Source organism: Microtetraspora fusca, assembly GCF_001570365.1.
Classification (GTDB): Bacteria; Actinomycetota; Actinomycetes; order Streptosporangiales; family Streptosporangiaceae; genus Microtetraspora; species Microtetraspora fusca.
The window spans coordinates 96,760-119,845 of the sequence record NZ_BBYK01000046.1 but is presented as its reverse complement, the minus strand read 5'-3'; the positions used below and the strand labels follow the sequence as shown (position 1 = coordinate 119,845).

The 23,086-nt window shown below is 72.2% G+C and carries 20 protein-coding genes; 13 read left to right on the top strand and 7 right to left on the bottom strand.

Translation table 11 applies throughout. The features are described from left to right. Positions 1-26: 26 nt before the first annotated feature. From AWQ68_RS15920 to AWQ68_RS15895, 6 genes are all read right to left on the bottom strand, one after another. Positions 27-770 carry an SDR family NAD(P)-dependent oxidoreductase gene (locus AWQ68_RS15920; RefSeq protein ID WP_066941082.1) on the bottom strand — a complete coding sequence of 248 codons (744 nt, stop codon included), beginning with the start codon at positions 768-770 and terminating at the stop codon, positions 27-29. A gap of 32 nt (positions 771-802) precedes the next feature. Further along, complete coding sequence (locus tag AWQ68_RS15915; RefSeq protein ID WP_066941080.1) at positions 803-1,693, bottom strand: SDR family NAD(P)-dependent oxidoreductase; 891 nt, start codon at positions 1,691-1,693, stop codon at positions 803-805. Positions 1,694-1,799: 106 nt separating this feature from the next. Next, positions 1,800-2,498, bottom strand: coding sequence for a gamma-glutamyl-gamma-aminobutyrate hydrolase family protein (locus AWQ68_RS15910; RefSeq protein WP_066941079.1), 699 nt, complete (start codon positions 2,496-2,498; stop codon positions 1,800-1,802). Between the two features lie 100 nt (positions 2,499-2,598). Beyond that, the gene (locus tag AWQ68_RS15905) at positions 2,599-3,363 is read right to left on the bottom strand and encodes a 3-oxoacyl-ACP reductase (protein ID WP_066941077.1); all 765 of its coding nucleotides are present in this window, start codon (positions 3,361-3,363) and stop codon (positions 2,599-2,601) included. A gap of 6 nt (positions 3,364-3,369) precedes the next feature. Beyond that, positions 3,370-4,707 (bottom strand): aldehyde dehydrogenase family protein, encoded by a 1,338-nt coding sequence (locus AWQ68_RS15900; protein ID WP_245655949.1) that lies wholly within the window; start codon positions 4,705-4,707, stop codon positions 3,370-3,372. Between the two features lie 44 nt (positions 4,708-4,751). After that, positions 4,752-6,155: a glutamine synthetase family protein gene (locus tag AWQ68_RS15895; RefSeq protein ID WP_066941073.1), complete on the bottom strand. Its 1,404-nt coding sequence runs from the start codon at positions 6,153-6,155 to the stop codon at positions 4,752-4,754. 275 nt (positions 6,156-6,430) lie between these two features. Between AWQ68_RS15895 and AWQ68_RS15890 the strand changes: the two genes are divergently transcribed. From AWQ68_RS15890 to AWQ68_RS15855, 8 genes are all read left to right on the top strand, one after another. After that, positions 6,431-7,138, top strand: coding sequence for a FadR/GntR family transcriptional regulator (locus AWQ68_RS15890; RefSeq protein ID WP_066941318.1), 708 nt, complete (start codon positions 6,431-6,433; stop codon positions 7,136-7,138). Positions 7,139-7,371: 233 nt separating this feature from the next. After that, on the top strand, positions 7,372-8,268 hold the full coding sequence (locus AWQ68_RS15885; RefSeq protein ID WP_245655938.1) for a hypothetical protein: 897 nt from the start codon (positions 7,372-7,374) through the stop codon (positions 8,266-8,268). A gap of 39 nt (positions 8,269-8,307) precedes the next feature. Then, entirely contained in the window at positions 8,308-9,129 is an 822-nt protein-coding gene (locus AWQ68_RS15880) for a hypothetical protein (protein WP_066941072.1), read from the top strand. Between the two features lie 134 nt (positions 9,130-9,263). Continuing rightward, entirely contained in the window at positions 9,264-10,502 is a 1,239-nt protein-coding gene (locus AWQ68_RS15875) for an MFS transporter (RefSeq protein WP_373281524.1), read from the top strand. Between the two features lie 187 nt (positions 10,503-10,689). Continuing rightward, entirely contained in the window at positions 10,690-10,896 is a 207-nt protein-coding gene (locus tag AWQ68_RS15870; protein ID WP_245655937.1) for a hypothetical protein, read from the top strand. Between the two features lie 122 nt (positions 10,897-11,018). Further along, positions 11,019-12,632, top strand: coding sequence for an ABC transporter ATP-binding protein (locus AWQ68_RS15865; protein ID WP_245655936.1), 1,614 nt, complete (start codon positions 11,019-11,021; stop codon positions 12,630-12,632). Positions 12,633-13,043: 411 nt separating this feature from the next. Continuing rightward, a complete protein-coding gene (gene hutU / locus AWQ68_RS15860; protein ID WP_066941068.1) occupies positions 13,044-14,744 on the top strand; it encodes a urocanate hydratase in 1,701 nt (566 codons plus the stop codon). Next, on the top strand, positions 14,741-15,601 hold the full coding sequence (locus tag AWQ68_RS15855; RefSeq protein ID WP_066941066.1) for a MurR/RpiR family transcriptional regulator: 861 nt from the start codon (positions 14,741-14,743) through the stop codon (positions 15,599-15,601). Before hutU ends, AWQ68_RS15855 begins: the two co-directional genes overlap by 4 nt. 138 nt (positions 15,602-15,739) lie before the next feature. On the opposite strand, the gene AWQ68_RS15850 is transcribed toward AWQ68_RS15855, so the two are convergent. Next, on the bottom strand, positions 15,740-16,411 hold the full coding sequence (locus AWQ68_RS15850) for a hypothetical protein (RefSeq protein WP_066941065.1): 672 nt from the start codon (positions 16,409-16,411) through the stop codon (positions 15,740-15,742). Between the two features lie 312 nt (positions 16,412-16,723). On the opposite strand from AWQ68_RS15850, the gene AWQ68_RS15845 reads away from it, so the two are divergent. The 5 genes from AWQ68_RS15845 (at position 16,724) to AWQ68_RS15825 (ending at position 22,580) form a co-directional block, all read left to right on the top strand. Beyond that, the gene (locus AWQ68_RS15845; RefSeq protein ID WP_066941063.1) at positions 16,724-17,416 is read left to right on the top strand and encodes an SDR family oxidoreductase; all 693 of its coding nucleotides are present in this window, start codon (positions 16,724-16,726) and stop codon (positions 17,414-17,416) included. Between the two features lie 164 nt (positions 17,417-17,580). Beyond that, entirely contained in the window at positions 17,581-18,810 is a 1,230-nt protein-coding gene (locus tag AWQ68_RS15840) for an allantoate amidohydrolase (RefSeq protein WP_066941061.1), read from the top strand. After that, positions 18,798-20,174: a formimidoylglutamate deiminase gene (locus AWQ68_RS15835; RefSeq protein ID WP_281217649.1), complete on the top strand. Its 1,377-nt coding sequence runs from the start codon at positions 18,798-18,800 to the stop codon at positions 20,172-20,174. Before AWQ68_RS15840 ends, AWQ68_RS15835 begins: the two co-directional genes overlap by 13 nt. A gap of 85 nt (positions 20,175-20,259) precedes the next feature. After that, positions 20,260-21,435: an imidazolonepropionase gene (gene hutI, locus AWQ68_RS15830; protein ID WP_066941059.1), complete on the top strand. Its 1,176-nt coding sequence runs from the start codon at positions 20,260-20,262 to the stop codon at positions 21,433-21,435. Between the two features lie 209 nt (positions 21,436-21,644). Further along, a complete protein-coding gene (locus AWQ68_RS15825; protein WP_066941057.1) occupies positions 21,645-22,580 on the top strand; it encodes a sigma-70 family RNA polymerase sigma factor in 936 nt (311 codons plus the stop codon). The last annotated feature ends 506 nt before the right edge of the window (positions 22,581-23,086 follow it).

Genomic DNA, 23,086 nt, shown 5'->3' with positions numbered 1-23,086 from the left:
CGTTCAGGTTCCGCCGGGGAGCCGGGTCACTGGGTGACGGTCCAGCCGCCGTCGATGGGGAGGACGGTGCCGTTGACGTAGGAGGCGAGGGGCGAGAGCAGGAAAAGGATGGCGTACGCGATGTCGTCGGGCTGCGCCATCCGGCCCAGCGGGATGCGCTGCAGCGTGCGCCGGCCGACGTCGCTCGCGGCGAAGCCCGCCAGCCGCGGCGTGTCGACCATGCCGGGGGCGACCGCGTTGCCGCGCACCTCGTTGCTCCGGTACGCCGCGAGGTGCCGCGTGTATCCGGCGATCGCCGCCTTCGCCGCGCAGTACCAGTCGGACGCGGTGCCGACGATGTTCCCGGCGACGGAGGCCACGTTGACCAGGGCCGCTCCGTCGGCTGCGTGGCCCGCGAGCCAGGTGTCGGTCATCCGGCGGACGCTGCCCAGGGAGATCCGCACGGCCTCGTCGAACTCGTACTCGCCGGACGAGGCGGGGCCGGCGTTGTTGACCAGGTAGCGGATGGCGCCCAGGCGGCTCCGGGTCGCGGCGAACCCCGCCTCGACGTCGTCCGGCTCGGACACGTCCGCCCGTACGGCGACGGCCGTGCCGCCCGCCGCGGCGATGCGCGCCGCCGTGTCGGCCACCGCGTCCGCGGCGAGGTCCCAGGCGGCCACGCGCAGGCCGAGCTCGGCGGCACGCAGGGCGGTGGCGCGGCCGATCCCGCTGCCCGCGCCGGTGACGAGGACGACGTCGCCGGGGGTGAATCCGAAATGAACCGTCGGCATGGGCACTCCTGCCTCCTCTTGTGGCGAAGCGGTCATACGCCGTAGCCGCCGTCGACGTCCAGCTTCTGTCCGGTGATGAACCGGGCCCGGACGGAGGCGAGGAAGCAGACCGCCTCGGCGACGTCGTCGGCGGAGCCGAAGGTCCGCAGCGGGATGTTGCCCATCGCCGCGTCGAGGGCGCGCTGGTCCAGGTCGCCGGAGGCCTGCAGGCGGGCGGACATGCCGTCGGTGAGCATGCCGGGGCCGACGCAGTTCACCCGGACGCCGAAGCGTCCCTCCTCCGCGGCCGGACCGCGTGCCAGCGCCTCCACCGCGCCCTTCGGCCCGGCCGACAGGCCGTCGCGTACGGGGTACCGGCGGGTCGCGGCGGTGGTGACGGCGACGATCGCCCCCCGGGAGGCGCGCAGGGCGGGCAGCACGCTCTGCGCGACGGTGAAGAAGCCGGTGACGTCGGCGTTCATCTGCTCGGCGAGCGCCGCCGGGCTGACCTTGGAGAGATGGACCATCGGCACGTGCGGGCCCGCGGCGTGCACGAGGGTGTGGATCGCGCCGAACCGCGCGACGAGCGACTCGACGTAGGCGGCGACCGCGTCGGCGTCCGTGACTTCCAGGCGCGCGGCGGTCACGACGGCCGGATTCGAGGGGCGCGCCCGGTCCGCGCGTCCAGGGTTCAACGCTTGCGCCTGGTTCGCGCGCCCAGGGTTCACCGGTTGCCCCCGGCTCGCCGGCCGTCCGGCGGGTACGGCGGTCGCCGGGGCCGCGGAGAGTTCCGCGACCAGTGCGTCCGCGGCGGCCGCGTTCGACCGGTACGTGAACGCGACCATGGAGCCGCGCCGCGCGAGGTGGCGGCACACGGCCGCCCCGATGCCGCCGGAACCGCCGGTGACCAGGGCCACGCCCGGCCTGCCTTCGAAGTCCCTCACCCGTGAGCCTTCCTGCCCGAGCCGCACGAACAAGCGTTTGGTCAGGTTAGGGACTTCGGGATCGGCCGTCAACGGGCGGCCGTGGTCCGCGATCTGTCGCGCGGGCTTAACGTCCTCGGCGGGTGGCGGCGCGTACCAGGGCGTCGAAGAGGGGCGCGTGCTCGTCGGCCTCCGGGTGCCACTGCACCGCGTGGCCGAAGGGGTGGTCCGCGACTTCGACCGCCTCGATCGTGCCGTCGTCCGCCTCGGCGGTGACCGTGAGGCCGTCGCCCAGCCGGTCGACGGCCTGGTGGTGATAGTGCGCGGGAGTCGCCTCCTCGGCCTCGTAGATCTTGGCCAGTGTGGGCGAGAGCCGTACCGGGAGCCGGCCGAAGGCGCCGGGCGCGGGGGAGTGCCCGAGGTGACCGACGACATCGGGCAGGTGCTGGTGGAGGGTGCCGCCCGTCGCCACGTTCAGCACCTGCATCCCCCTGCAGACGCCGAGGAACGGCAGGCCGGTGTCGAGAGCGGCCCGCACCATCCCGAACTCCGCCGCATCACGAAATTTCCGGATATAGCCGGTCGTGGGGTGAGGGTCGGCGTCGTACCTGGCCGGGTCCACGTCACCGCCTCCGGCGAGGACCAGCCCGTCGATCCGCCCGGCGAGCCCGGCCGGGTCGCCCGCCGGGGGCAGGACGACCGGTTGCCCACCCGCGCGGGCCACCCGTTCGACGTACATGTACGGCAGCAGCGCCGCCCTCATCTCCCAGACGGTGAACTTCGCCGGCTCGACGTAACACGTGATCCCGATGACCGGACGGGCCATGCCGCCGCCTTTCCTCGTGCTCCCCGATGGCGCGCCACGAGGAGCGCCCGGTCGCGGTGACCAGGCGCGTCCACGTGACACGAACGATGTGTACCCCCGCCTACAGCGGCGTGACGTACGCGCTGGAGATGCCGCCGTCGACCAGGAACTCCGCCGCGGTGATGAACGAGGCGTCGTCGGAGGCGAGGAACGCGACCGCCGCCGCGATCTCCTCCGCCCGCGCGAAGCGGCCGATCGGGATGTGGACGAGACGGCGCTGCGCCCGCTCGGGATCCTTGGCGAACAGCTCCTGCAGCAGCGGGGTGTCGACCGGCCCGGGGCACACGGCGTTCACCCGGATGCCCTCGCGGGCGAACTGCACGCCCAGCTCCCGGGTCATCGCCAGCACGCCGCCCTTGGAGGCCGTGTAGGAGATCTGCGAGGTGGCCGACCCCATCACCGCCACGAACGACGCCGTGTTGACGATCGACCCCTTGCCCTGGCGGCGCATGTACGGGATCACGTGCTTGCAGCAGTAGTACACCGAGGTCAGGTTGACCTCCTGCACCCTGCGCCAGGCGTCGATGCCGGTGGTGAGGATCGAGTCGTCGTCCGGCGGCGAGATGCCGGCGTTGTTGAAGGCGATGTCCACGCTTCCGAAGGTGTCGTGCGCCGTCTGGAACATCCGGACGACGTCGTCCTCGACGGAGACGTCCGCCTGGACGTACAGCCCGCCCACCTCGTCGGCGGCCTTGGTCCCCGCCACCTCGTCGAGGTCCACCACGACGACCTTCGCGCCCTCCTGGGCGAACCGGCGCGCGGTGGCGAGCCCGATGCCGCTGCCCGCCCCCGTGATGACGGCCACGCGATCCTGCAAACGCTGCATAGGTCCCTACTCCGTTGCGATGAAGACGTTCTTGGTCTCGGTGAAGGCGGCGAGGGCGTCCGGGCCGAGCTCCCGGCCCAGGCCCGACTGCTTGAACCCGCCGAACGGCGTCCAGTAGCGCACGCTCGAATGCGAGTTGACCGACAGGTTGCCGGCCTCGACCGCGCGGGCCACGCGCAGCGCCCGGCCGACGTCGCGGGTCCAGATCGACCCGCTCAGCCCGTACGGCGTGGCATTGGCCAGGCGCACCGCGCGCCCCTCGCCGTCGAACGGGACCACCGTCACGACCGGCCCGAAGATCTCCTCCTCGTACGCCCGGCGGAACGCCGAAGCGTCGGAGGAGTCGAGCGGGTCGAACCCGGGCGGGGCGGCGAGGACGGTCGGCGCGTACCAGTAGCCGCGGCCCTGCGGGCAGGCGCCCTGCGCGTACGGCGTGAGTCCGGGCCCGGCGAACGACGCGACCCGGGCGAGGTGTTCGGCGCTGACCAGCGGCCCCATCTGGGTCTCGGGGTCGAGCGGGTCGCCGACCCGGACCTCGCGCACCGCCGCCGCGAGCCGCTCCAGGAAGTCGTCGTAGATCTCGCGCTGCACGAGCAGCCGCGAGCGGGCGCAGCAGTCCTGCCCGGAGTTGTCGAAGACGGCCATCGGCGCGGACGTGACGGCCCGGTCCAGGTCGGCGTCGGCGAAGACGATGTTCGCGCTCTTGCCGCCGAGCTCCAGCGTGACCCGCTTCACCCGCGCGGCGGCCGTGGCCCCGATGAGCCGGCCGACCTCGGTCGAGCCGGTGAACACGATCTTGGGTACGTTCGGATGCTCGACCAGCCGGGCGCCCGCGACCTCCCCGGCACCGGGGAGGATCTGGAGCACCCCCTCGGGCAGGCCGGCCTCCAGGGCCAGCTCGGCCAGCCGGAGCGCGGTGAGCGGGGTCCACTCGGCGGGTTTCACGATGACCGCGTTCCCGGCGGCGAGCGCCGGTGCGACACCCCACATCATGATCACCATGGGGAAGTTCCACGGCACGATCACGCCCACGACGCCGAGCGGCTCGTGGAAGGTGACGTCCACGCCGCCCGGCACCGGGATCTGCGCGCCGTGGTGGCGTTCGGGCGCACCGGCGTAGAAGTCGAGCACGTCGCGGACGTTGCCCGCCTCCCAGCGGGCGTTGCCGACCGTGTGCCCGGCGTTGGCGATCTCCAGCCGGGCCAGTTCCTCGGCGTGGTCGTCCACCACGCGGGCGAACCGCCGCAGCAGCCGGGCCCGGTCGCCCGGCGCCGTCGCCCGCCAGGACGCGAACGCGGCCCTGGCACGCTCCACCGTGCGGTCGACCTCGGCCGCGTCGGCCATCTCGATGTCGGCGATCACGTCCTCGGTCGCCGGATTGACGATCTTCACAGTCGCTCGAACCCCCGGAAGAGCTCCCAGTCCGTCACCGCCGCGTCGAACGCGGCGATCTCGACCCTGGCGTTGTTGGCGTAGTGGTCCACGACGTCTTTTCCGAACGCCTCCTCGGCGAGCGCCGAGCCCTCCCACAGGGCGAGCGCGTCGCGCAGCGTGCCCGGCACCATCGCGGCGCCCGACGTGTACGCGTTGCCCCCGCACGGCTCCTCAAGGGGAAGCTCGTGCTCGATGCCGCGCAGCCCGGCGGCGATCAGCGCGGCCACCGCGAGGTAGGGATTGACGTCCCCGCCGGGCACCCGGTTCTCGATCCGCAGCGAGGGGCCGTGCCCGACCAGGCGCAGCGAGCAGGTGCGGTTGTCCACGCCCCACTTCACCGCGGTCGGCGCGAAGCTGCCCGGGACGAACCGCTTGTAGGAGTTGATGTTCGGCGCGTAGAAGAGGGTGAGCTCCCGCAGCGCGGCGAGCTGGCCCGCGATGAAGTGCTCGCCCACCTTCGACAGCCCGTACGGCTGCCGCCCCGCCATCACCGGCGTGCCGTCGGCGTCGCGCAGCGAGATGTGGACGTGGCAGGAGTTCCCCTCGCGCTGGTTCGGCTTGGCCATGAAGGTGATCGACTTACCCTCCTGGGAGGCGATCTCCTTGGCGCCGTTCTTGTAGAAGACGTGGTTGTCGCATGTCGTCAGCGCGTCGGCGAACCGGAAGGCGATCTCGTGCTGCCCGAGGTTGCACTCGCCCTTCGCCGACTCGACGTACAGGCCGGCGCCCTCCATGCCGAGCCGGATCTTGCGCAGGAGCGGCTCGATCCTCGCGGTGCCGAGCAGCGAGTAGTCCACGTTGTAGGCGTTGGCGGGGGTCAGGTCGCGGTAGCCGCGCCGCCACGCCTCCTCGTACGTGTCGTCGTAGACGCAGAACTCCAGCTCCGTGCCGACGAAGGCGGTCCAGCCGTACGCCGCGAGCCGCTCGATCTGCCTGCGCAGGATCTGGCGGGGGGAGGGTGCGACGTTCGAGCCGTCCTCCCAGACCAGGTCGGCCAGGAGCAGGGCGGTGCCCTCCTGCCACGGCACCCGGCGCAGGGTCGCCGGGTCGGGCCGCATCACGAAGTCGCCGTACCCCCGCTCCCAGGAGGACATGGCGTAGCCGTCCACGGTGTTCATGTCGACGTCCACGGCGAGCAGGTAGTTGCATCCCTCGGCGGCGTGTTCGAGCACCTCGTCGAGGAAGTAGCGGGCGGACAGCCGCTTGCCCTGCAGCCGGCCTTGCATGTCGGTGATCCCCAGCAGGACGGTGTCAACCCGGCCCGCCTCGATGTCCGCGCGAAGCTGCTCGACGGTCAGCACACCGCCTCCTCGGGGCGTCAAAAGTCTGGAAACAGACCAATGGATGGATGCAAGCATCCGGCCCGGCCCCGCGTCAACCATCGCTGTGAGCTAATCTCGGGCCGAAACGCCCTGTGAAGGATGGGACGGGGCCTCCCCTCCAGCGGTCGCCGGCGTTTCCCGCGGGTCGCCGCCGCCGGGACGCGTCCGTACGGCATCCGCACGCGGACGGCCGCCCGGCGGGTCGCGCCGGGGGCGGGGGCACGCGCGGCCGTCACCGGCGAGGCCCCGCGAAAGCAGGCAGGTCACAGGGGCAGGCCGCAACGGAAGGAGCCACCGTGGACGCGCCCTCGATGCTCCCGCTGCTCCGGCCGGTCAGGTCGGGCAACGCCTTCGAGGAGACCGTCGAGCGGCTGCTCCAGGCGATCAAGCTCGGGGTCGTCCCGCACGGCGAGAAGCTGCCGCCCGAACGCGAGCTGGCCGCCCAACTCGGCATCAGTAGGGTGACCCTGCGGGAGGCGATCCGCGCGCTGCAGGACGCCGCCTTCCTCGACGTACGGCGCGGCCGGTACGGCGGAGCGTTCGTCGTCTACGAGCCGCCGCGCCCGGAGAGCGGCGACCTGCGCAGGGCGGTCGCCGCGATGGGCCAGGGCGACCTGGAGGACGCGCTGACCTTCCGGATGGCGGTCGAGTGCGGCGCGGCCGAGGTCCTGGCGAGCGCCGAACTGACGCCCGCGCAGCGCGCGACGCTCGTCCGGCGGCTGGAGGACGTGAACGAGGCCGCCCCGGAGGACTACCGGCGGCTGGACACGGCCTTCCACCTGTCGATCGCCGAGCTGACCGGCTCGTCGCTGCTCGCCGCCGCCTGCGCGGACGCCCGGCTGCGGGTGACCGACCTGCTCAACGCCATCCCGGTGCTGGGGCCCAACATCGAGCACGCCTCCGTCCAGCACGCCGCGATCGTGGAGGCGATCCTGGCCCGCGACCCGGACGCGGCCCGGCGGGCGGTGGCCGAGCACCTGGAGGGGACGGCGGCGCTGCTGCGCGGCTTCCTCGCCTGAGCCGGTCCCGGCCGGAAAGGAAGGCCGTCGCGTTCCGAGACGGCCGGCCCTCCCCGGCGGAAGTGCGCAAACCACCCTCCCAGGCCGTAGGGTCCGGAGCCAGGCCGTACGACGCCGGGGCGCATCGCCGGGGGCGCGTGCGCGGATCGGCGGGCGGCCTGTGGAGCAGGGGTGCCCTCCAACGGGGCGAAGATTGCGTGAGGGGCAGGAACATCGCCGGGGGGCGTACGTCAATGGCTGACTGGTTTCACGAGAGCGTGGTGGAGACCCACCGGCTGCCGCTGTTCTGCTTCTTCGTCGCGCTGATCGTGGCCTTCGTGTTCACGCGGATCAACGTGCGGTTGATCAGGTCGCGGGTGCGCTGGTGGTTCGGAAACGTCAGCGTCGGCGAGATGCACATCCACCATGTCGTCTTCGGCGTGGTGCTCATGCTGCTCGGTGGCGTCGCCAGTCTCGTCCTCTCCAGCATCTCCACCGGCTGGTACGCGTTCACGGCGGCGGTGTTCGGGGTCGGCTCGGCCCTCGTTCTGGACGAGTTCGCCCTGATCCTGCACCTGAGAGACGTCTACTGGTCGCAGGAGGGCCGCACCTCGGTGGACGCGGTCTTCGTGGCGGTCGCCGCGACCGGCCTGCTGCTGCTCGGCCTGCGCCCGCTCGGCTGGGACGCGTCCGACGGCACCCCCGAGGGCAGATGGTTGGCGGCGGGCTTCCTCGTCGTGAACCTTCTCTTCGCCGTGACCACATTGCTCAAGGGCAAGATCTGGAGCGGTCTCCTCGGGCTCTTCCTCCCGCCGATCGTCTACGTCGGCGCGGTACGGCTGGCCCGCCCCTCGTCGCCTTGGGCCCGCTGGTTCTACGGCGAAGGCGCCAGGCGGCCCAAGCCCCGGCGGATGGCGCGGGCCGTCCACCGGGAGGAGCGCTGGCGGCGGCCCGCCATCCGGATCAAGATCGCCGTCCAGGAGTTCGTCTCCGGCCGCCACGACCTCCCCGCGCCGCAGCGGAGAGCCCGCCGCCGTGAGCTCTCCGCGGCGCAGTGGCGCTTCCGCCGTCGCCGCCTCCCCGTGCCACACCAGCGGTTTCGCCGCCTGGGCGGCCCCGCCGCGACCCGGCGGCGGGACCGGTCGCCATAGTGTGAACACGATGACCGCCGACAAGGAGGGTGCCGGACAGTGGACCTGCCGCCGTTCCATCTCCGTGTGATCGAGGACATCCACGCCGCCCGCGCGCGCTTCGGCCTGCTCCTGGCCGGCGCGTACGCGTTGCGGGCGCACGGCCTCGCCGCCCGCCCCGCCCCGAACGCGGGCCCCGGCATGAGCGAGCGTACGGAGCTGGACGAGGGAGTCGCGCCGGACTTCGGCGGCGACCTGCGCGTGGAGACGCCACCGCGGATCGCCCCCGGTCCGCGCGCGAGCCTCGACTTCGTGGCCACGGGGGAGACGCCGCTCGCCGAGGTGACCGCCGGGGTCGCCGCCGAGCTGGAACGGCACGGCCTCGCCGCCGAGGCGGTCGAGCTCGGCCGCCGCATGGGGCGGCTGGCGGTGACCGACGAGATCGGCGGCCAGACGTGCGAGGTCCGGTTGCTGAGCGAGACGTTGCGCGGCCGGCCCACGACGCTCGACCGGTGTCCCGTGGTGGGCCTGGACGACGCGGTGGGGCTCCAGGTGCGGGCGCTGCACGACAGGGGGCTGCCCGAGGACTTCGCCGACCTCGTCTCCGTCTCGGAGCTGCACCCCTTCCGCGAGATGGAGCGGCTCGGCGCCCTGCACACCGACGACTGGCGGCTGGACGACCTGCTCAGGCGGTTGGAGAGCGTCGATCTCCTCGCCGACGAGGCGTTCGCGGCCTGCGGGCTCGACGACGACGGCGTCGACGCGGTACGGCGGTTCGCCTACGCCTGGGCCGAGGACATCCGGCTGCGCCGGGTCGAGGACGGCGACATCGACGAGGAGACCTTCGACCAGGACATCCTCGACATCCCCGACGTGGACTAGGAACGCCGCCCCCGACGTGGTCTGAGGAGCGCCATCCGCCGACTGGGATGGAGAGGCACCTCCCCGGCCCGCCCACTCTTGTTAATGCCACCCCCAAGCGCCGGAAATTTCACGGCATGGGATGGTGGATGGCCGTGAGCGAGCAAGCGGTGGGTATACGTCGGCATTTTCTGGACACGAGACCGCTGGCTATCCCGCACTACCGCCGCCTGCTTTTCGGCCAGGGCTTCGCGTTCATCGGGTTCCAGCTCACCGCGGTCGCGGTCAGCGCCCAGGTCTACGCGCTCACCGGGTCGTCGCTGTGGGTCGGGTTGCTCGGCCCGGTGGCGCTGGTGCCGCTGGTCGTGTTCGGGCTGTGGGGCGGCGCGATCGCCGACGCCGTGGACCGCCGCAAGCTGGTGCTCATCTGCTCTCTGATCAGCTGGGCGGCCACGCTGGTGCTGCTCTTCAACGCGCTGTTCCTGTCGAACGTCTGGCTGCTGATGGTGGCCGTCGCCGTGCAGTCCATGGGCGTGGCGGTGGCCTCGCCCACCCGCGTCGCGATCATCCCGAGGCTGGTGCCCACAGAGTTGGTGCCGTCGGCCAACACGCTGAACTTCACCCTCGGCAGCTTCGCCTCCGTACTCGGACCGCTGCTCGGCGGTGTCGTGCTCGCCCGTGGCGGAGCCGGCATGGCCTACCTCATCGACGCGATCCTGTTCAGCGCCACCCTCTACGCGGCGGTACGGCTGCCGCGGCTCGAACCACTGGGCGAGTCCACCGCGCCGGGCGTGCGCGCGGTGGTGGACGGCCTGCGGTACATCATGGGCAACCCGGTCGTGCTGATGTCGTTCGTCGTGGACATCATCGCCATGGCGTTCGCGCTGCCCCGGGCGCTCTATCCCGAGCTCGCCGCGACGCGCTTCGGTGGCTCGGAGATGGCGTTCGGCTGGCTGTCGGCGAGCGTGGCGCTCGGCGCGGTCGTCGGGGGCGTGTTCTCCGGCTGGGTGGGGCGGGTCCGCCGGCAGGGCGTGGCCCTGACCTTCGTCATCGCGCTGTGGGGGCTCACGGTGGCCGCCGCCGGACTGGCCCAGCAGCTGTGGCTGGTCGTCGCGCTGCTCGCGGCGGGCGGTTTCGCCGACCTGGTGTCGGCGGTGTGGCGGCAGACCATCCTCCAGACGTACGCGCCGGACGAGATGCGCGGCCGCCTCCAGGGCGTCTTCTACGTCGTGGTCGCGGGCGGGCCGCGGCTCGGCGACATGAGAGCGGGAGCGACCGCCGCGGCCGTCGGCATGGTGCCCGCCTGGGTGGGAGGCGGCGTGCTCTGCGCCGTCGTCGTCCTCATCGTGGGCCTGTCCGTGCCCGCGTTCCGGGCGTACCGCACGGGCCAGTGAGCCGCCGGCCTCTGCCGCTTCAGGAGGCCGGTGTACGGCGGTGATCCGCCGTCAACCTTCCGAGACCGGGCACCACAGGCCGCCCCCGGGCGTTGATCACGACAGTGTCGGCGGGCGAAACGGCTCGTTCCTGTCATGTCTGGTGCGTCAACCGTGTTGACGCCATGAACGGAGACTGGTGGCTCTGGTGACCGAAGCGGAGGGGACGACCCCGCTGCGCGCGCTCCGGGCCGCCGCCGAGTCGCGCCGGCAGGTCGATCGGCTGGCCGCCGTGCAGATACGGCGAGCCCGTGTGCAGGGGAGCTCATGGGGTCAGATAGCGCAAGCCCTGGGAATCGGCAAGCAGGCGGTCCACAAGAAGTTCGGCGAGGGGAGGCCGTTCGGGGGCCGCTGAAGATATCCGGCATCGCCGAGCGCGGACCCTGGCGATTACTGATCGACCAGATACGTCCGCACAAGCGAGCCCTGCTGCTCGGCGGCGCGCTCAGCCTCGTCGGCAGCCTCGCCGGGCTCGCGATGCCCCTGCTGGCGAAGACCGTGATCGACGCCTTCGGGCAGGGGGCCGACCTGGTGGGCCCGATCCTCGGGCTGTCGGTGGCGGTGCTGGCCGGTGCGGTGGTGTCCGCCGGGGGACGGTTCCTGCTCGAACGGATGGGCGAGGGCGTCGTGCTCGCGTCCAGGCGGAACCTCGTGGACCGGATGCTGCGGCTTCGCGTGGCCGACGTGGACCGGCTCAAGCCCGGCGACCTGCTCTCGCGGGTCAGCTCCGACACGACGCTGCTGCGCAACGTCTGCACCGACTCCCTGGCCGGAGTGGTCAGCTCCGTGTTCATGTTCGTCGGCGCCGTGGTGATGATGGCGATCATGGACTGGGTGCTCCTGCTGGTGACGCTGGGCGTGGTGGCCCTGGTCGGCCTCGCCGGCGCCTCCATCGCCCCGAAGATCAGGCGGGCGTCCCTCCAGGCGCAGGAGGCGCTCGGGGAGATGAGCTCCACGCTCGACCGGGCGCTCCAGGCGTTCCGTACGGTCAAGGCGAGCGGCGCGGAGGCCCGCGAGATCGCGGCCGTGGCCACCGCCGCGACCCAGGCGCGCGACCGAGGCGTGGCGGCCGCCGCGTGGACCTCCGCCGCGGGCATCAGCGCGTGGATGGCGGTGCAGTTCGCGTTCCTCGCCGTGCTCGGCGTGGGCGGGGCCCGGGTGGCGAGCGGCTCGATGGAGATCTCGGCGCTGATCGCGTTCCTGCTGTACCTGTTCTATCTGGTCTCGCCGATCGGGCAGCTCGTGCAGAGCCTCACCCAGATGCAGAACGGCCTGGCCGCGGTGACCCGCATCGAGGAGATCGCCCAGCTCCCCGCCGAGCCGCCGGTCTCCGGTGTCGCGGGCGGCGGCGCGCCCGTCGGCGTCACCTTCACCGACGTCCGCTTCCGATACGGCGACGACCGGCCGGTGGTTCACGACGGCGTGACCTTCGAGGTCCCGGTGGGCGGCATGACCGCGCTCGTCGGCCCGTCGGGAGCGGGCAAGTCCACGGTGTTCGGCCTGGTCGAGCGGTTCTACGAGCCCGACTCCGGGGTCATCGCCGTGGACGGCCGCGACATCCGGGACTGGCCGCTCGACGAGCTGCGCGCGGCGTTCGGCTATGTGGAGCAGGACGCGCCCATCCTCGCCGGGACGTTACGCGAGAACCTCACCTTCGCCGCCCCCGGCGCGACCGATGAGGAGATCGCGCACGCGCTCGCCCGGACTCGCCTGGACGACCTGGTGGAGCGGCTGCCCCAGGGCCTCGACACCCCCGTGGGCCACCGCGGTGTACTGCTCTCCGGCGGCGAGCGGCAGCGGGTCGCGATCGCGCGGGCCCTGCTGCGCAAGCCGCGCCTGCTGCTCCTGGACGAGGCGACCTCCCAGCTCGACGCCGTCAACGAGCTGCGCCTGCGCGAGGTGGTGGCCGAGGTGGCGCGCGAGACCACGGTCCTGGTGATCGCGCACCGCCTGTCCACGGTCACCGGCGCCGACCGCATCATCGTCATGGAGGCGGGCAGGGTTCGCGCCTCCGGCACCCATGAAGAACTGGTCGAGGCCGACGACCTCTACCGGGAACTCGCCGCCACCCAGTTCCTCGTCGCCTCCTGACGCGCCGTCCGGGATCCCGTACATCCACTGGTCGCGCTCGCGTTCGTCACGGCGGGCGTGGCCCGGGCCGTGCACGCCGCCAAGGCGCTCACCACGGCTTCCTGACTAGGAAGCGTGACAGTCAGAAATGGTGTTCCGGGTTGACTGGAAGTCCGGTGACCTGCGGTTATGTGGAAGTCGTACGGACCCTTTACCGCGTGGACCCGGTGGTGAGGCGATGGACCGGGAAGGTCGGGAGGTGCGGAACCTCTCCTTCGCCATGGCCGGCTCCGGGGGTGAACGCGTGCGGTGCGTCCCGGAGCCCGGCTGTGGGCGGGGCGTCCCCCGTCTCGACGAGGGGTGCCCCGCCGCCGCCTCGCGCCGTATCCTTCGGGTGACAAACGTGAATACCTTCATTCAGGAGGTCGCCCGATGCCCGTCGTTCGCGCGCCGCGCGGCACCACGCTCACCGCCAAGGGCTGGCCGCAGGAGGCCGCCCTCCGCATGTTGCGCAACAACCTGGACCCCGAGGTGGCCGAGCACCCCGAGCAGCTCGTCGTCTACGGCGGCTCGGGCCGGGCGGCGCGAGACTGGCCGTCCTACCACGCGATCGTCCGCGAGCTGACGGACCTGGAGGCCGACGAGACGCTGCTCGTCCAGTCGGGACGGCCGGTGGGCGTGATGCGGACCCACGAGTGGGCGCCCCGGGTGCTCATCGCCAACTCCAACCTCGTGCCCGACTGGGCGAACTGGGAGGAGTTCCGCAGGCTGGAGGCCGCCGGGCTGACGATGTACGGCCAGATGACGGCCGGATCCTGGATCTACATCGGCACCCAGGGCATCCTCCAGGGCACCTACGAGACGTTCGCGGCCGTCGCGGCCAAGAGGTTCGGCGGCTCGCTGGCCGGCACGATCACCCTCACCGCCGGACTCGGCGGGATGGGCGGCGCCCAGCCGCTCGCCGTCACCATGAACGGCGGCGTCGCCATCTGCATCGACTGCGACCCGCGCAGCATCACCCGCCGGATCGAGCACCGCTACCTCGACGTCCGCGCGTCCTCGCTGGACGAGGCGCTGCGTCTCGCGTACGAGGCGCGCGACCGGCGGGAGCCGCTGTCGATCGGTGTCGAGGCCAACGCGGCGGACGCCGTACCGGAGTTGCTGCGGCGCGGCGCGGAGATCGACGTCGTGACGGACCAGACGAGCGCGCACGACCCGCTCACGTACCTGCCGCGCGGCGTCGCGTTCGAGGACATGGCGGCCGAGCGGGACAAGGACCCGGCCGGCTTCACCCGCCGGGCGCGGGAGTCCATGGCCCGGCACGTCGAGGCGATGGTCGGGTTCCAGGACGCCGGGGCCGAGGTGTTCGACTACGGCAACTCGATCAGAGGCGAGGCGAAGCTCGCCGGCTACGCCAGGGCGTTCGACTTCCCGGGGTTCGTGCCCGCGTACATCCGGCCGCTGTTCTGCGAGGGCAAGGGCCCGTTCCGCTGGGCCGCGCTCTCCGGAGACCCTCGCGACATCGCCGAGACCGACCGCGCCATCCTGGAGCTGTTCCCCGAGAACGAGCAGCTCGCCCGGTGGATCCGGATGGCGAGGGAGAAGGTCCACTTCCAGGGCCTGCCCGCGCGCATCTGCTGGCTCGGGTACGGCGAGCGCGACCGGGCGGGCGAGCGGTTCAACGACATGGTGGCGTCCGGGCAGATCAGCGCGCCCATCGTCATCGGCCGCGACCACCTCGACTGCGGCAGCGTGGCCTCGCCGTACAGGGAGACCGAGGGGATGGCGGACGGCTCCGACGCGATCGCCGACTGGCCGCTGCTCAACGCGATGGTGAACGTCGCGTCCGGCGCGTCCTGGGTGTCGATCCACCACGGCGGCGGCGTCGGCATCGGCCGGTCGATCCACGCGGGCCAGGTCACCGTGGCCGACGGCACGGCCCTCGCGGGAGAGAAGCTGCGCCGCGTGCTGACCAACGATCCCGGCATGGGCGTGATCCGCCACGTGGACGCCGGGTACGACACGGCCGCCACGGTCGCCCGCGAGCACGGCATCCCGGTTCCCATGCGCGACGCCTCCGTTCCCGATCATGGGAATGAGCAGGAGGGGGACGCCGCGTTGGGAACAGCGTGAGTGGTGGACTTGACCGGCTGTTGGAGGGTCGGCGGCTGTCGCCCGTTCAACGCCGGATCGCCCACTACCTCCGAGGGCACCTCGACGAGGCGATCTTCCTGTCCAGCGTCGAGCTGGCCGAGCGTGCCGGGGTCAGCCAGCCGTCCGTGACGCGCTTCGCGATGGCCCTCGGCTTCTCGGGATATCTCGACCTGCGCCACGCGTTGCGTCCTCTGGTCGTCGGCGGGAACGGGGCGGACGGCGGCCAGCCCGGCCGCCCCGAGCCCGACCGGCTGCTGTGCGAGGCGGTGGACGGTGAGATCCGCAACCTGACCCTCGTCCGGGACCGGCTGGCCGCCGCCGGCCCGGCCGCCGGTCTCGCCGGTTCCCTCCGCGAGGTCGGTACGGCGCTGGCCGCGTCCGAGCCGCTGCCGGTCCTCGGCCTGCGCGTGTCGAGCGGCCTCGCCACCACGTTCGCGTACTACGCCAGGCGCATCCATCCCGACGTGCGGCTGCTCGTCCATGGCGGATCGGAGCTGACCGACGGCCTGTACGCGGCCCGCAGGGCCGGCGCCGGGTGGCTGCTCGCCGTCATCCTGCCCCGATATCCGGTGGAGGCGGTACGGGCGCTGGAACAGGCGAAGGAACTGGGGCTGCGCACCGCCGTGATCACCGACCGGCCGGACGTGCCGTTCCCCGCCGACGTCGTGATGGACGCGCCGGTCGGGGAGCGGCTCGTGTTCGACTCGCACACGGCGCCGATGGCCCTGGCGATGGTCCTGGTGGAGGCGATGGCGGACGCGGCCCCGCTGCGCACCCAGGCCCGGCTCGACGAGTACGAACGGATGACCGACCAGACCGGCGTCTTCCACCCCTGACCTCCCGCCGTACGGGGGTCATGGGGTGTCCGGCGGTCACGACACCTTCCCCGGCTTCGGCCGGTGGGCGAGTGACAACACCGGCACAGCCGCAGTGCGGCTCTCTTCTCCGCCGCTTCTCGCCGGGTCGGGGCAGGCTTACCTGATCCGCCCGGCGATCTTGGTGAAGCTCTGCGGGAAGCGAGTGCCGAGAAGGACGGCTCCGACCGATACCGCGGCGGTGACGATGAGAATCCCGCCGGAGACCAGGATGTATCGCGTCCACCCGGCCGAGCCGAGAAAGATGCCGGCCAGGCCGGTAACCGCGAGGGGAATCATCACCGTAATGAAGGTCTTCCTTCGGCGCTCACCGGCGGACGTTCTGACGGCGATTCGCGGCAGCACTCCGAAAGCGATGGTGAGAAGCATCACCGCGCCGAACATTCCGGCTATACGCACCTCCTTGGTGGGATCGTCCACAGGGATTCCGGGTGTGTCCCACCATCGTCCCGCCGCCATTATTTGGACGACCTTTTCTTCCCATTCACGCACCAGGATCTCGTCGCCGACGGCAACCGCCGAAGACCCCCTCTCGAGCTGAAAGGTCACCTTGTGCGGCCGGTCACGGTCGAGCGCCTCAACTTCCAGCCTGGGATTCGGCTGAGGACCACGGGCGTTGTGCGGGTGGACCTTCTCCGTCACCCTCGCCCGGAATTCATGGCAGTAGCTCGAGTCATCCCATTCGGCCGGCTCGCTGCGGCAAGGGAGCGCGCTCTGAAACCGCCGGTACTCGGCCGCGCCGTCGCCGATCTGCAGGATCCCCGCTGCCATGGCGAAGAATGTCAGGGACGCGAAGGCGACGGATTTTCCTACACCGACCGAGGCTCGTCGTTTTCCCTGCAATTTATGCCGCTCCGCTCCGGACCTTCGACGTGCTCGACGGATACGGCAGCGACCCTACAAGAGGAACATGCTGAGTTGGACCTGCGTAAAGCAGGGCCGTCGACGGCACGCTCATGGAGTGACGATGCGTGCCGACTCCACGCCGGTGGAGTGCGGCCGATCCCGGGAGACGCTCAAGCGCGGCGCCCTGACCGGGTGGATGTTCACGGGGTGGCCTGGCGGGATCAATATGGTTGGCCAATGATGGAACGACCTGTTGCTTTGGTGACCGGAGCGTCTCGCGGGGTGGGCGCGGCCGTCGCGCGGGCCCTCGCTCCGACGCACGATCTGCTGCTTGGTGGCCGCGACCGCGCCGCGCTGGACGCCCTGTGCGCCGAGCTTCCCGGCGCGCGGCCCTGGCCGGTCGAGCTGACCGCCGTCGCCGCCTCCGACGTCGCGGGCATCGACCGGCTCGACCTGCTCGTCCACAACGCCGGTGTCGCCCGGATCGGCGATGTCGGGGAGACCCCGCTCGAGGAGTGGCGGCGGACCTTCGAGGTCAACCTCTTCGCGGTGGCCGAGCTGACCCGGCTGCTGCTGCCCGTGCTGCGCGCGGCCCGCGGGCAGGTCGTCCTGATCAACTCGACCTCCGGGCAACGGGTCAACGCGGGCTGGGGCGCGTACGCGGCGAGCAAGTTCGCGCTGCGGGCCTTCGCGGACGCGCTGCGTCTCGAGGAGCACCCGAACGGCGTGCGCGTCGCCACCATCTATCCCGGCCGCATCGCGACGGACATGCAGAGAGGCGTACGGGAGCAGGAGGGCGGCGACTACGACCCGGCCCGGTACATCGTCCCGGAGTCGGTCGCCAAGGCCGTGCTCGCGGCGGCGACCGCCACCCCGGACGCCCACATCACCGAGATCACGATCCGTCCCTCCGCCTCCCTGCCCGTCTGACCAGTGGGTGTCCACGGACCTTGGCCGGGTCGGTCACTTCGCCGGAGGGAACCTGCGGTCCTCGGAAGCCCGCTTCGCTCCCTCGACTCGGGTGAACATCTCCGGACAGTTCACCAGGTGATGACCGGTTCCGGCTGAATGGGTTCATTCACTAGGATGGCGCCGTGCTTGAGGCTCTCTCGGACATCGGGCGGATCGCCCGTACTGGCGGATATCGCAGGGACGCCTGGTCTCCCGCCGACCTGGAACTGCGCGAGTGGTTCCGCCAGGAGGCGGCGCGGCGCGGGCTGGACCTGGACGAGGACCGCAACGGCAATCTCTGGGCCTGGTGGCGGCCCGCGTCGGCGGGCGCGTCCGCGGCAGACTCCGGGGTGGTGACGGGGAGCCACCTCGACTCGGTCCGGGACGGCGGCGCCTTCGACGGCCCGCTGGGCGTGGCCTCCGCGTTCTTGGCCGTCGACCTGCTGCGCGCCCGGGGCTTCGAGCCGGTACGGCCGCTCGGCGTCGTCTGCTTCACCGACGAGGAGGGCGCGCGGTTCGGCGTGCCGTGCGTGGGCTCGCGGCTGCTCACCGGCGTGCTCGACCCCGACCGGGCGCGGCGGCTGACCGACGACGAGGGCGACACGCTGGCCGACGTGCTGGATCGGGCGGGCCGGCGCCCCGGGGATCTCGGCGCCGACCCCGAGACCCTGGCCAGGGTGGGGGTCTTCGTGGAGCTCCACATCGAGCAGGGCCGTGCCCTCCACGAACCGGTCGGCGTCGCCGAGGGGATCTGGCCGCACGGCCGGTGGCGGTTCGACTTCCAGGGCGAGGCGAACCACGCGGGCACGACCGCGCTGGCCGACCGGGACGACCCCATGCTCGCCTACGCCCGTGCCGTGCTCGACGCCCGCGCCGCCGCCGAGCGGCACGACGCCCTGGCGACCTTCGGCAAGGTACGCGTCGAGCCGGGCAGCGCCAACGCCGTCCCGTCCCGCGTGTCGGCGTGGCTGGACGCCAGGGGCGCGGACGAGGAGCGGGTCCGCCGGCTGGTCGCCGAGCTGGCGGCGAGCGGTCCGGGGGCCGCGGACGTGGCGTGCGAGTCGTGGACGCCCGAGGTCGTGTTCGACGCGTCCCTGCGCGATCGCGTCGCCGCCGTCGCGTCCGCCGCTCTCGCGTCCACGGACTTCACCCCCGGCTCCGGTTCGTACGCGACATCCGGTGTGGCCGCCGTGCCGACGGGGGCCGGACACGACGCCGGGGTCCTCGCGGTGGCCGGAGTGCCCACCGCGATGCTGTTCGTCCGCAATCCCACCGGTGTGTCGCACTCGCCGCGCGAGTTCGCCGAGCCCGCCGACTGCCACGCGGGCGTCGTCGCGCTCGCCGCCGTCCTGGAGGATCTGTGCCGGGGCTGAACCCGCCCACCGGGCCCGACCGGGGCGTCACCTACTGGTGCGAGATGGCGTGGCTGCCGCCGGGCGAGGTGGTGGAGTGCGTGTCCGTCCGCGTGGAGGGCACGCGGATCGCCGCCGTCCAGCCCGAGGTCCCGCCTCCGCCGGGGGCGATACGGCTCGCCGGGCTGACCCTGCCCGGCCTCGCGAACGCCCACTCGCACGCCTTCCACCGGGCGCTGCGCGGGCACACCCAGGCCGAGCGCGGCACCTTCTGGACCTGGCGGGAGCAGATGTACGCCGTGGCGGCCGGGCTCGACCCCGACCGCTATCTCGCGCTGGCCCGGGCGACGTTCGCCGAGATGTCCCTCGCGGGCGTCACCTGCGTCGGCGAGTTCCACTACCTGCACCACGGGCCCGGCGGCGTGCGGTACGACGACCCGAACGCGATGGGCCACGCGCTCATCGAGGCCGCGCGGCAGGCGGGGCTCCGCATCGCCCTGCTCGACACCTGTTATCTCACCGGCGCGATCGGGTACCCGCTCGCCGGGACCCAGCTCCGTTTCGGGGACGGCGACGCGCACCGCTGGGCCGACAGGGTGGAGACGCTCGGCCGCTCCCTGCGCGAGGCGCACGACGTGGTGGTCGGCGCGGCCATCCACTCGGTCCGCGCGGTGCCGCCGGAGCAGATGTGCGTGGTCGCGGAGTTCGCCAACCGGCACGCGACCCCGCTGCACGCGCACGTTTCCGAGCAGCGCGCGGAGAACCACGACTGCGTCCAGGCGTACTCGGCGACGCCGGTCCAGCTGCTGCACGAGCACGGCGCGCTGGGCCCGCGCTCGACCGCCGTCCACGCGACCCATCTGTCGGAGGTCGACGTCGCGCTGCTCGGCGGCTCGACCACGCACGTCTGCATGTGCCCGACCACCGAACGGGACCTCGCCGACGGCATCGGCCCGGCGCGCGCCCTGCTGGACGGCGGCTCGCCGATCACGCTGGGCTCCGACAGCCACGCGGTCATCGACCTGTTCGAGGAGGCGCGCGCGGTCGAGTTGGACGAGCGGCTCGCCACCCGCAAGCGCGGCCACTTCCGCGCCGCCGAGCTGCTCGACGCCGCCACCGCGGCCGGGCACGCGTCGCTCGGTTTCCCCGACGCGGGCCTGCTCGTCCCCGGCGCGTGGGCCGATCTGGTCTCCGTACGCCTCGACTCGGTCCGTACGGCGGGCACGACCAAGGGTGCGGCGGCCGAGACGGTCGTCTTCGCGGCCACGGCGGGCGACGTGCATTCGGTCGTCTCCGGAGGCCGCCGCGTGGTCGAGGAAGGGCGGCACGTGCTGGGCGACGTCGGCGCGCTCCTGCGGGACGCCGTCGCCGAGGTGAGGGGATAGCGCGGCGGGCAGGCCCGGCCGCCGCGCGCCGGAACGGGAAGCGGGCTCGGCCGAGGCCGACGACCAGGAAACGAGGGTGAGCGGGATGACATCGGACGCACCGGCCGGCGGGGCGACGCTCTTCGAGGACATCGGGCTGCTCTACACCGCCGACCCGGAGCGCGAGGAGATCGCCGACGCCGCGCTGATCGTCGAGGACGGGGTCGTCGCGTGGATCGGCCCGTCGTCCGGGCAGAACGTGCCCGCCGCCGACCGGCGGATCGGGGTGGAGGGGCGTGCCGTCATCCCGGGGTTCGTGGACAGCCACGCGCACCTGGTCTTCGCCGGGGACCGGACCGCCGAGTTCGCGGCCAGGATGGAGGGCCTGCCGTACTCCGCAGGAGGGATACGCACGACCGTGGCCGCGACCCGCGAGGCGGCCGACGCCGCGCTCGCCGCGAACGCCGGCGCGCTCGTCGCCGAGATGCTCGCGCAGGGCACGACCACCGTCGAGATCAAGAGCGGCTACGGCCTGACCGTCGAGGACGAGCGCCGCTCGCTGGAGATCGCCGGGCGGTTCACCGCCGAGACCACCTATCTCGGCGCCCACGTGGTGCCGCCGGGCGTCAGCGCCGACGACTACGTCTCCATGGTGACCGGCCCGATGCTGCAGGCGTGCGCGCCGTACGCGCGGTGGGTGGACGTGTTCTGCGAGCGGGGCGCGTTCGACGGGGACCAGAGCCGTGAGATCCTCGCCGCCGGCATCGGGGCCGGGCTGGGCGCCCGGATCCACGCCGGCCAACTCGGCGAGGGGCCGGGCGTGCGCATCGCCTGCGAGCTCGGCGCGGCCTCGGCCGACCACTGCACCCACCTGACCGACGCCGACGTGGCCGCACTGGCGGACAGTGGGGTGGTGGCCACCCTCCTCCCCGGGGCGGAGTTCTCCACCCGCTCGCCGTACCCGGACGCCCGCCGCCTGCTCGACGCGGGCGTGTCCGTCGCCCTCGCCACCGACTGCAACCCCGGGTCGTCCTTCACCTCGTCGATGCCGTTCTGCGTGGCGCTGGCCGTACGCGAGATGCGGATGAGCCCCAAGGAGGCGGTGTACGCCGCGACCGCCGGAGGGGCGCGGGCGCTGCGCAGGACCGACGTGGGCGTGCTCCGGGTGGGCGCCAGGGCCGACCTGGTCATCCTTTCGGCCCCCTCGTACGTCCACCTGGCCTACCGCCCCGGAGTGCCGCTGGTGGACCAGGTGTGGAAGGACGGCGCCCGCGTCGTTTGACGCCCTCCTCAGGGGGTAAGCAGGACTGTTTCCGAGGGGGCGCCTCCTCCTTGAGTAGGACGTCGAAAACCATTCTCCAGTCGTATTTGTTCTGGGAATCTTTCTACTGGCCAAATCGTTGATCGGGTCAGGACAAAGACGGCGGGAAAGCCCTGGCCTGGGCCGACTCGACTCGGACATACGGCGGCGGCGGAACGAGGTGCCAGCGAATGGCGACGGGGAATCGGACGCACGACCAGCACGTCTCTGATCGGGACCTGCTGGGGACCTACCTGGCGGAAATTGGGCGGGTCCCCTTGTTGACGGCGGAACAGGAGGTGGATCTCGCCAAGCGCATCGAGGCGGGCCTCTTCGCCGAGCACCTGCTGGACAGCGGACGCGTCGAGCCCAGGGTTTCGGACGCGGCCGACGAGGAGCTGGAACGCATCGCGATTTCGGGGCGGCGTGCGAAGGACGAGTTCATCCAGGCGAACCTGCGCCTGGTGGTCGCGGTGGCACGGAAATACTCCGGCCGGGGGATGCCGCTGATCGATCTCGTCCAGGAGGGAAATCTGGGCCTGGTCCGGGCCGTGGAGAAATTCGATTACCGGCGTGGTTACAAGTTCTCCACCTATGCCACGTGGTGGATCCGCCAGGCCGTGGGCCGTTCCATCCACGAGCAGGCGCGTCCGGTGCGGCTGCCCACCCACGCGGGGGAGCAGATGACCCGCCTGATGCGGGTCCGCCGCGACATGCTGGCCGAGCTGGACGTGGAGCCGACCGACGCCGACCTCGCCGCGGTGCTCGACCTGCCGATCGAGCGGGTGCGGGAGCTGCGCCGCTGGGCGTCCGACCCGGTGTCGCTGCAGCTCGGCGTGGGCGACGAGGACGAGACGGAGCTCGGCGACATGATCGCCGACGAGACCTGGGCCGACCCGGAGCAGCAGGCGATGGCCACGCTGGAGCGGGAGCGCCTGGAGGTGTGGCTGACGGGTCTGGAGGGGCAGACCCGCGAGATGCTCCGCTGGCGGTACGGCCTCGTGGACGGCCGCGAGCACACGCTCACCGAGGTGGGGGAGCGGTACGGCATCGGCCGCGACCGGGCCAGGCGGCTGGAGCGTGACGCGCTGCTGCGGCTGCGCAAGATGGCGGGCGCCGCGGCCTGAGCGTGCGAGCCGCGCAGGGCGCACGGCGCGTGTGAGCGGCGGGCGGGGGCCCGTCGATACGAGTAAGGCACAGCGGCGCGGACGGGGGTCCGCCGATATGTGCACGGGGCAGCGGCGCGGTGGCCCGCTGATATGAGCAAGGCGTGAGCGGAAGCGCGCACCGGAACCGGTGCGCGCTTCGTCGTTCCTCGGCTTCTCGGCGCGTCAGGCGCGTTCCGGCCGGGCCGGCCGCTCTCATCGCCTTCTGATCGGAGCGCCCGCGGCGGCCGCTCTCGCCGCGTCACCGTCACAACTCGCCGACCTCGGATGGTCGGCCGGATTTATCCGATCAAGGCGTGGCGTGATCTCCACCACACGATTCTTCGTTCCGCGCATTCCGCGTGGCGCGGCTTCCTAATGCGTTCACCGTTCCGTCCCTTTCCGAAATCCTGACACGTGCCCAGACCGGGAGTGAGCCCTCCGAAACGAACGCGAAACACCATGGGGGCGAGTTTCACAGAGGTGAA

Excerpts from the sequence above, each read along its gene's own strand:
- hutU (WP_066941068.1), top strand. The coding sequence starts at position 13,044 with ATGCCCGTCGTTCGCGCGCCGCGCGGCACCACGCTCACCGCCAAGGGC.
- AWQ68_RS15885 (WP_245655938.1), top strand. The coding sequence starts at position 7,372 with ATGGCTGACTGGTTTCACGAGAGCGTGGTGGAGACCCACCGGCTGCCG.
- AWQ68_RS15850 (WP_066941065.1), bottom strand. The coding sequence starts at position 16,411 with ATGGCAGCGGGGATCCTGCAGATCGGCGACGGCGCGGCCGAGTACCGG.
- AWQ68_RS15890 (WP_066941318.1), top strand. The coding sequence starts at position 6,431 with ATGCTCCCGCTGCTCCGGCCGGTCAGGTCGGGCAACGCCTTCGAGGAG.
- AWQ68_RS15895 (WP_066941073.1), bottom strand. The coding sequence starts at position 6,155 with ATGCTTGCATCCATCCATTGGTCTGTTTCCAGACTTTTGACGCCCCGA.
- AWQ68_RS15845 (WP_066941063.1), top strand. The coding sequence starts at position 16,724 with ATGATGGAACGACCTGTTGCTTTGGTGACCGGAGCGTCTCGCGGGGTG.
- hutI (WP_066941059.1), top strand. The coding sequence starts at position 20,260 with ATGACATCGGACGCACCGGCCGGCGGGGCGACGCTCTTCGAGGACATC.
- AWQ68_RS15910 (WP_066941079.1), bottom strand. The coding sequence starts at position 2,498 with ATGGCCCGTCCGGTCATCGGGATCACGTGTTACGTCGAGCCGGCGAAG.
- AWQ68_RS15905 (WP_066941077.1), bottom strand. The coding sequence starts at position 3,363 with ATGCAGCGTTTGCAGGATCGCGTGGCCGTCATCACGGGGGCGGGCAGC.
- AWQ68_RS15825 (WP_066941057.1), top strand. The coding sequence starts at position 21,645 with ATGGCGACGGGGAATCGGACGCACGACCAGCACGTCTCTGATCGGGAC.
- AWQ68_RS15920 (WP_066941082.1), bottom strand. The coding sequence starts at position 770 with ATGCCGACGGTTCATTTCGGATTCACCCCCGGCGACGTCGTCCTCGTC.
- AWQ68_RS15865 (WP_245655936.1), top strand. The coding sequence starts at position 11,019 with ATGCCCCTGCTGGCGAAGACCGTGATCGACGCCTTCGGGCAGGGGGCC.
- AWQ68_RS15900 (WP_245655949.1), bottom strand. The coding sequence starts at position 4,707 with ATGGCCGACGCGGCCGAGGTCGACCGCACGGTGGAGCGTGCCAGGGCC.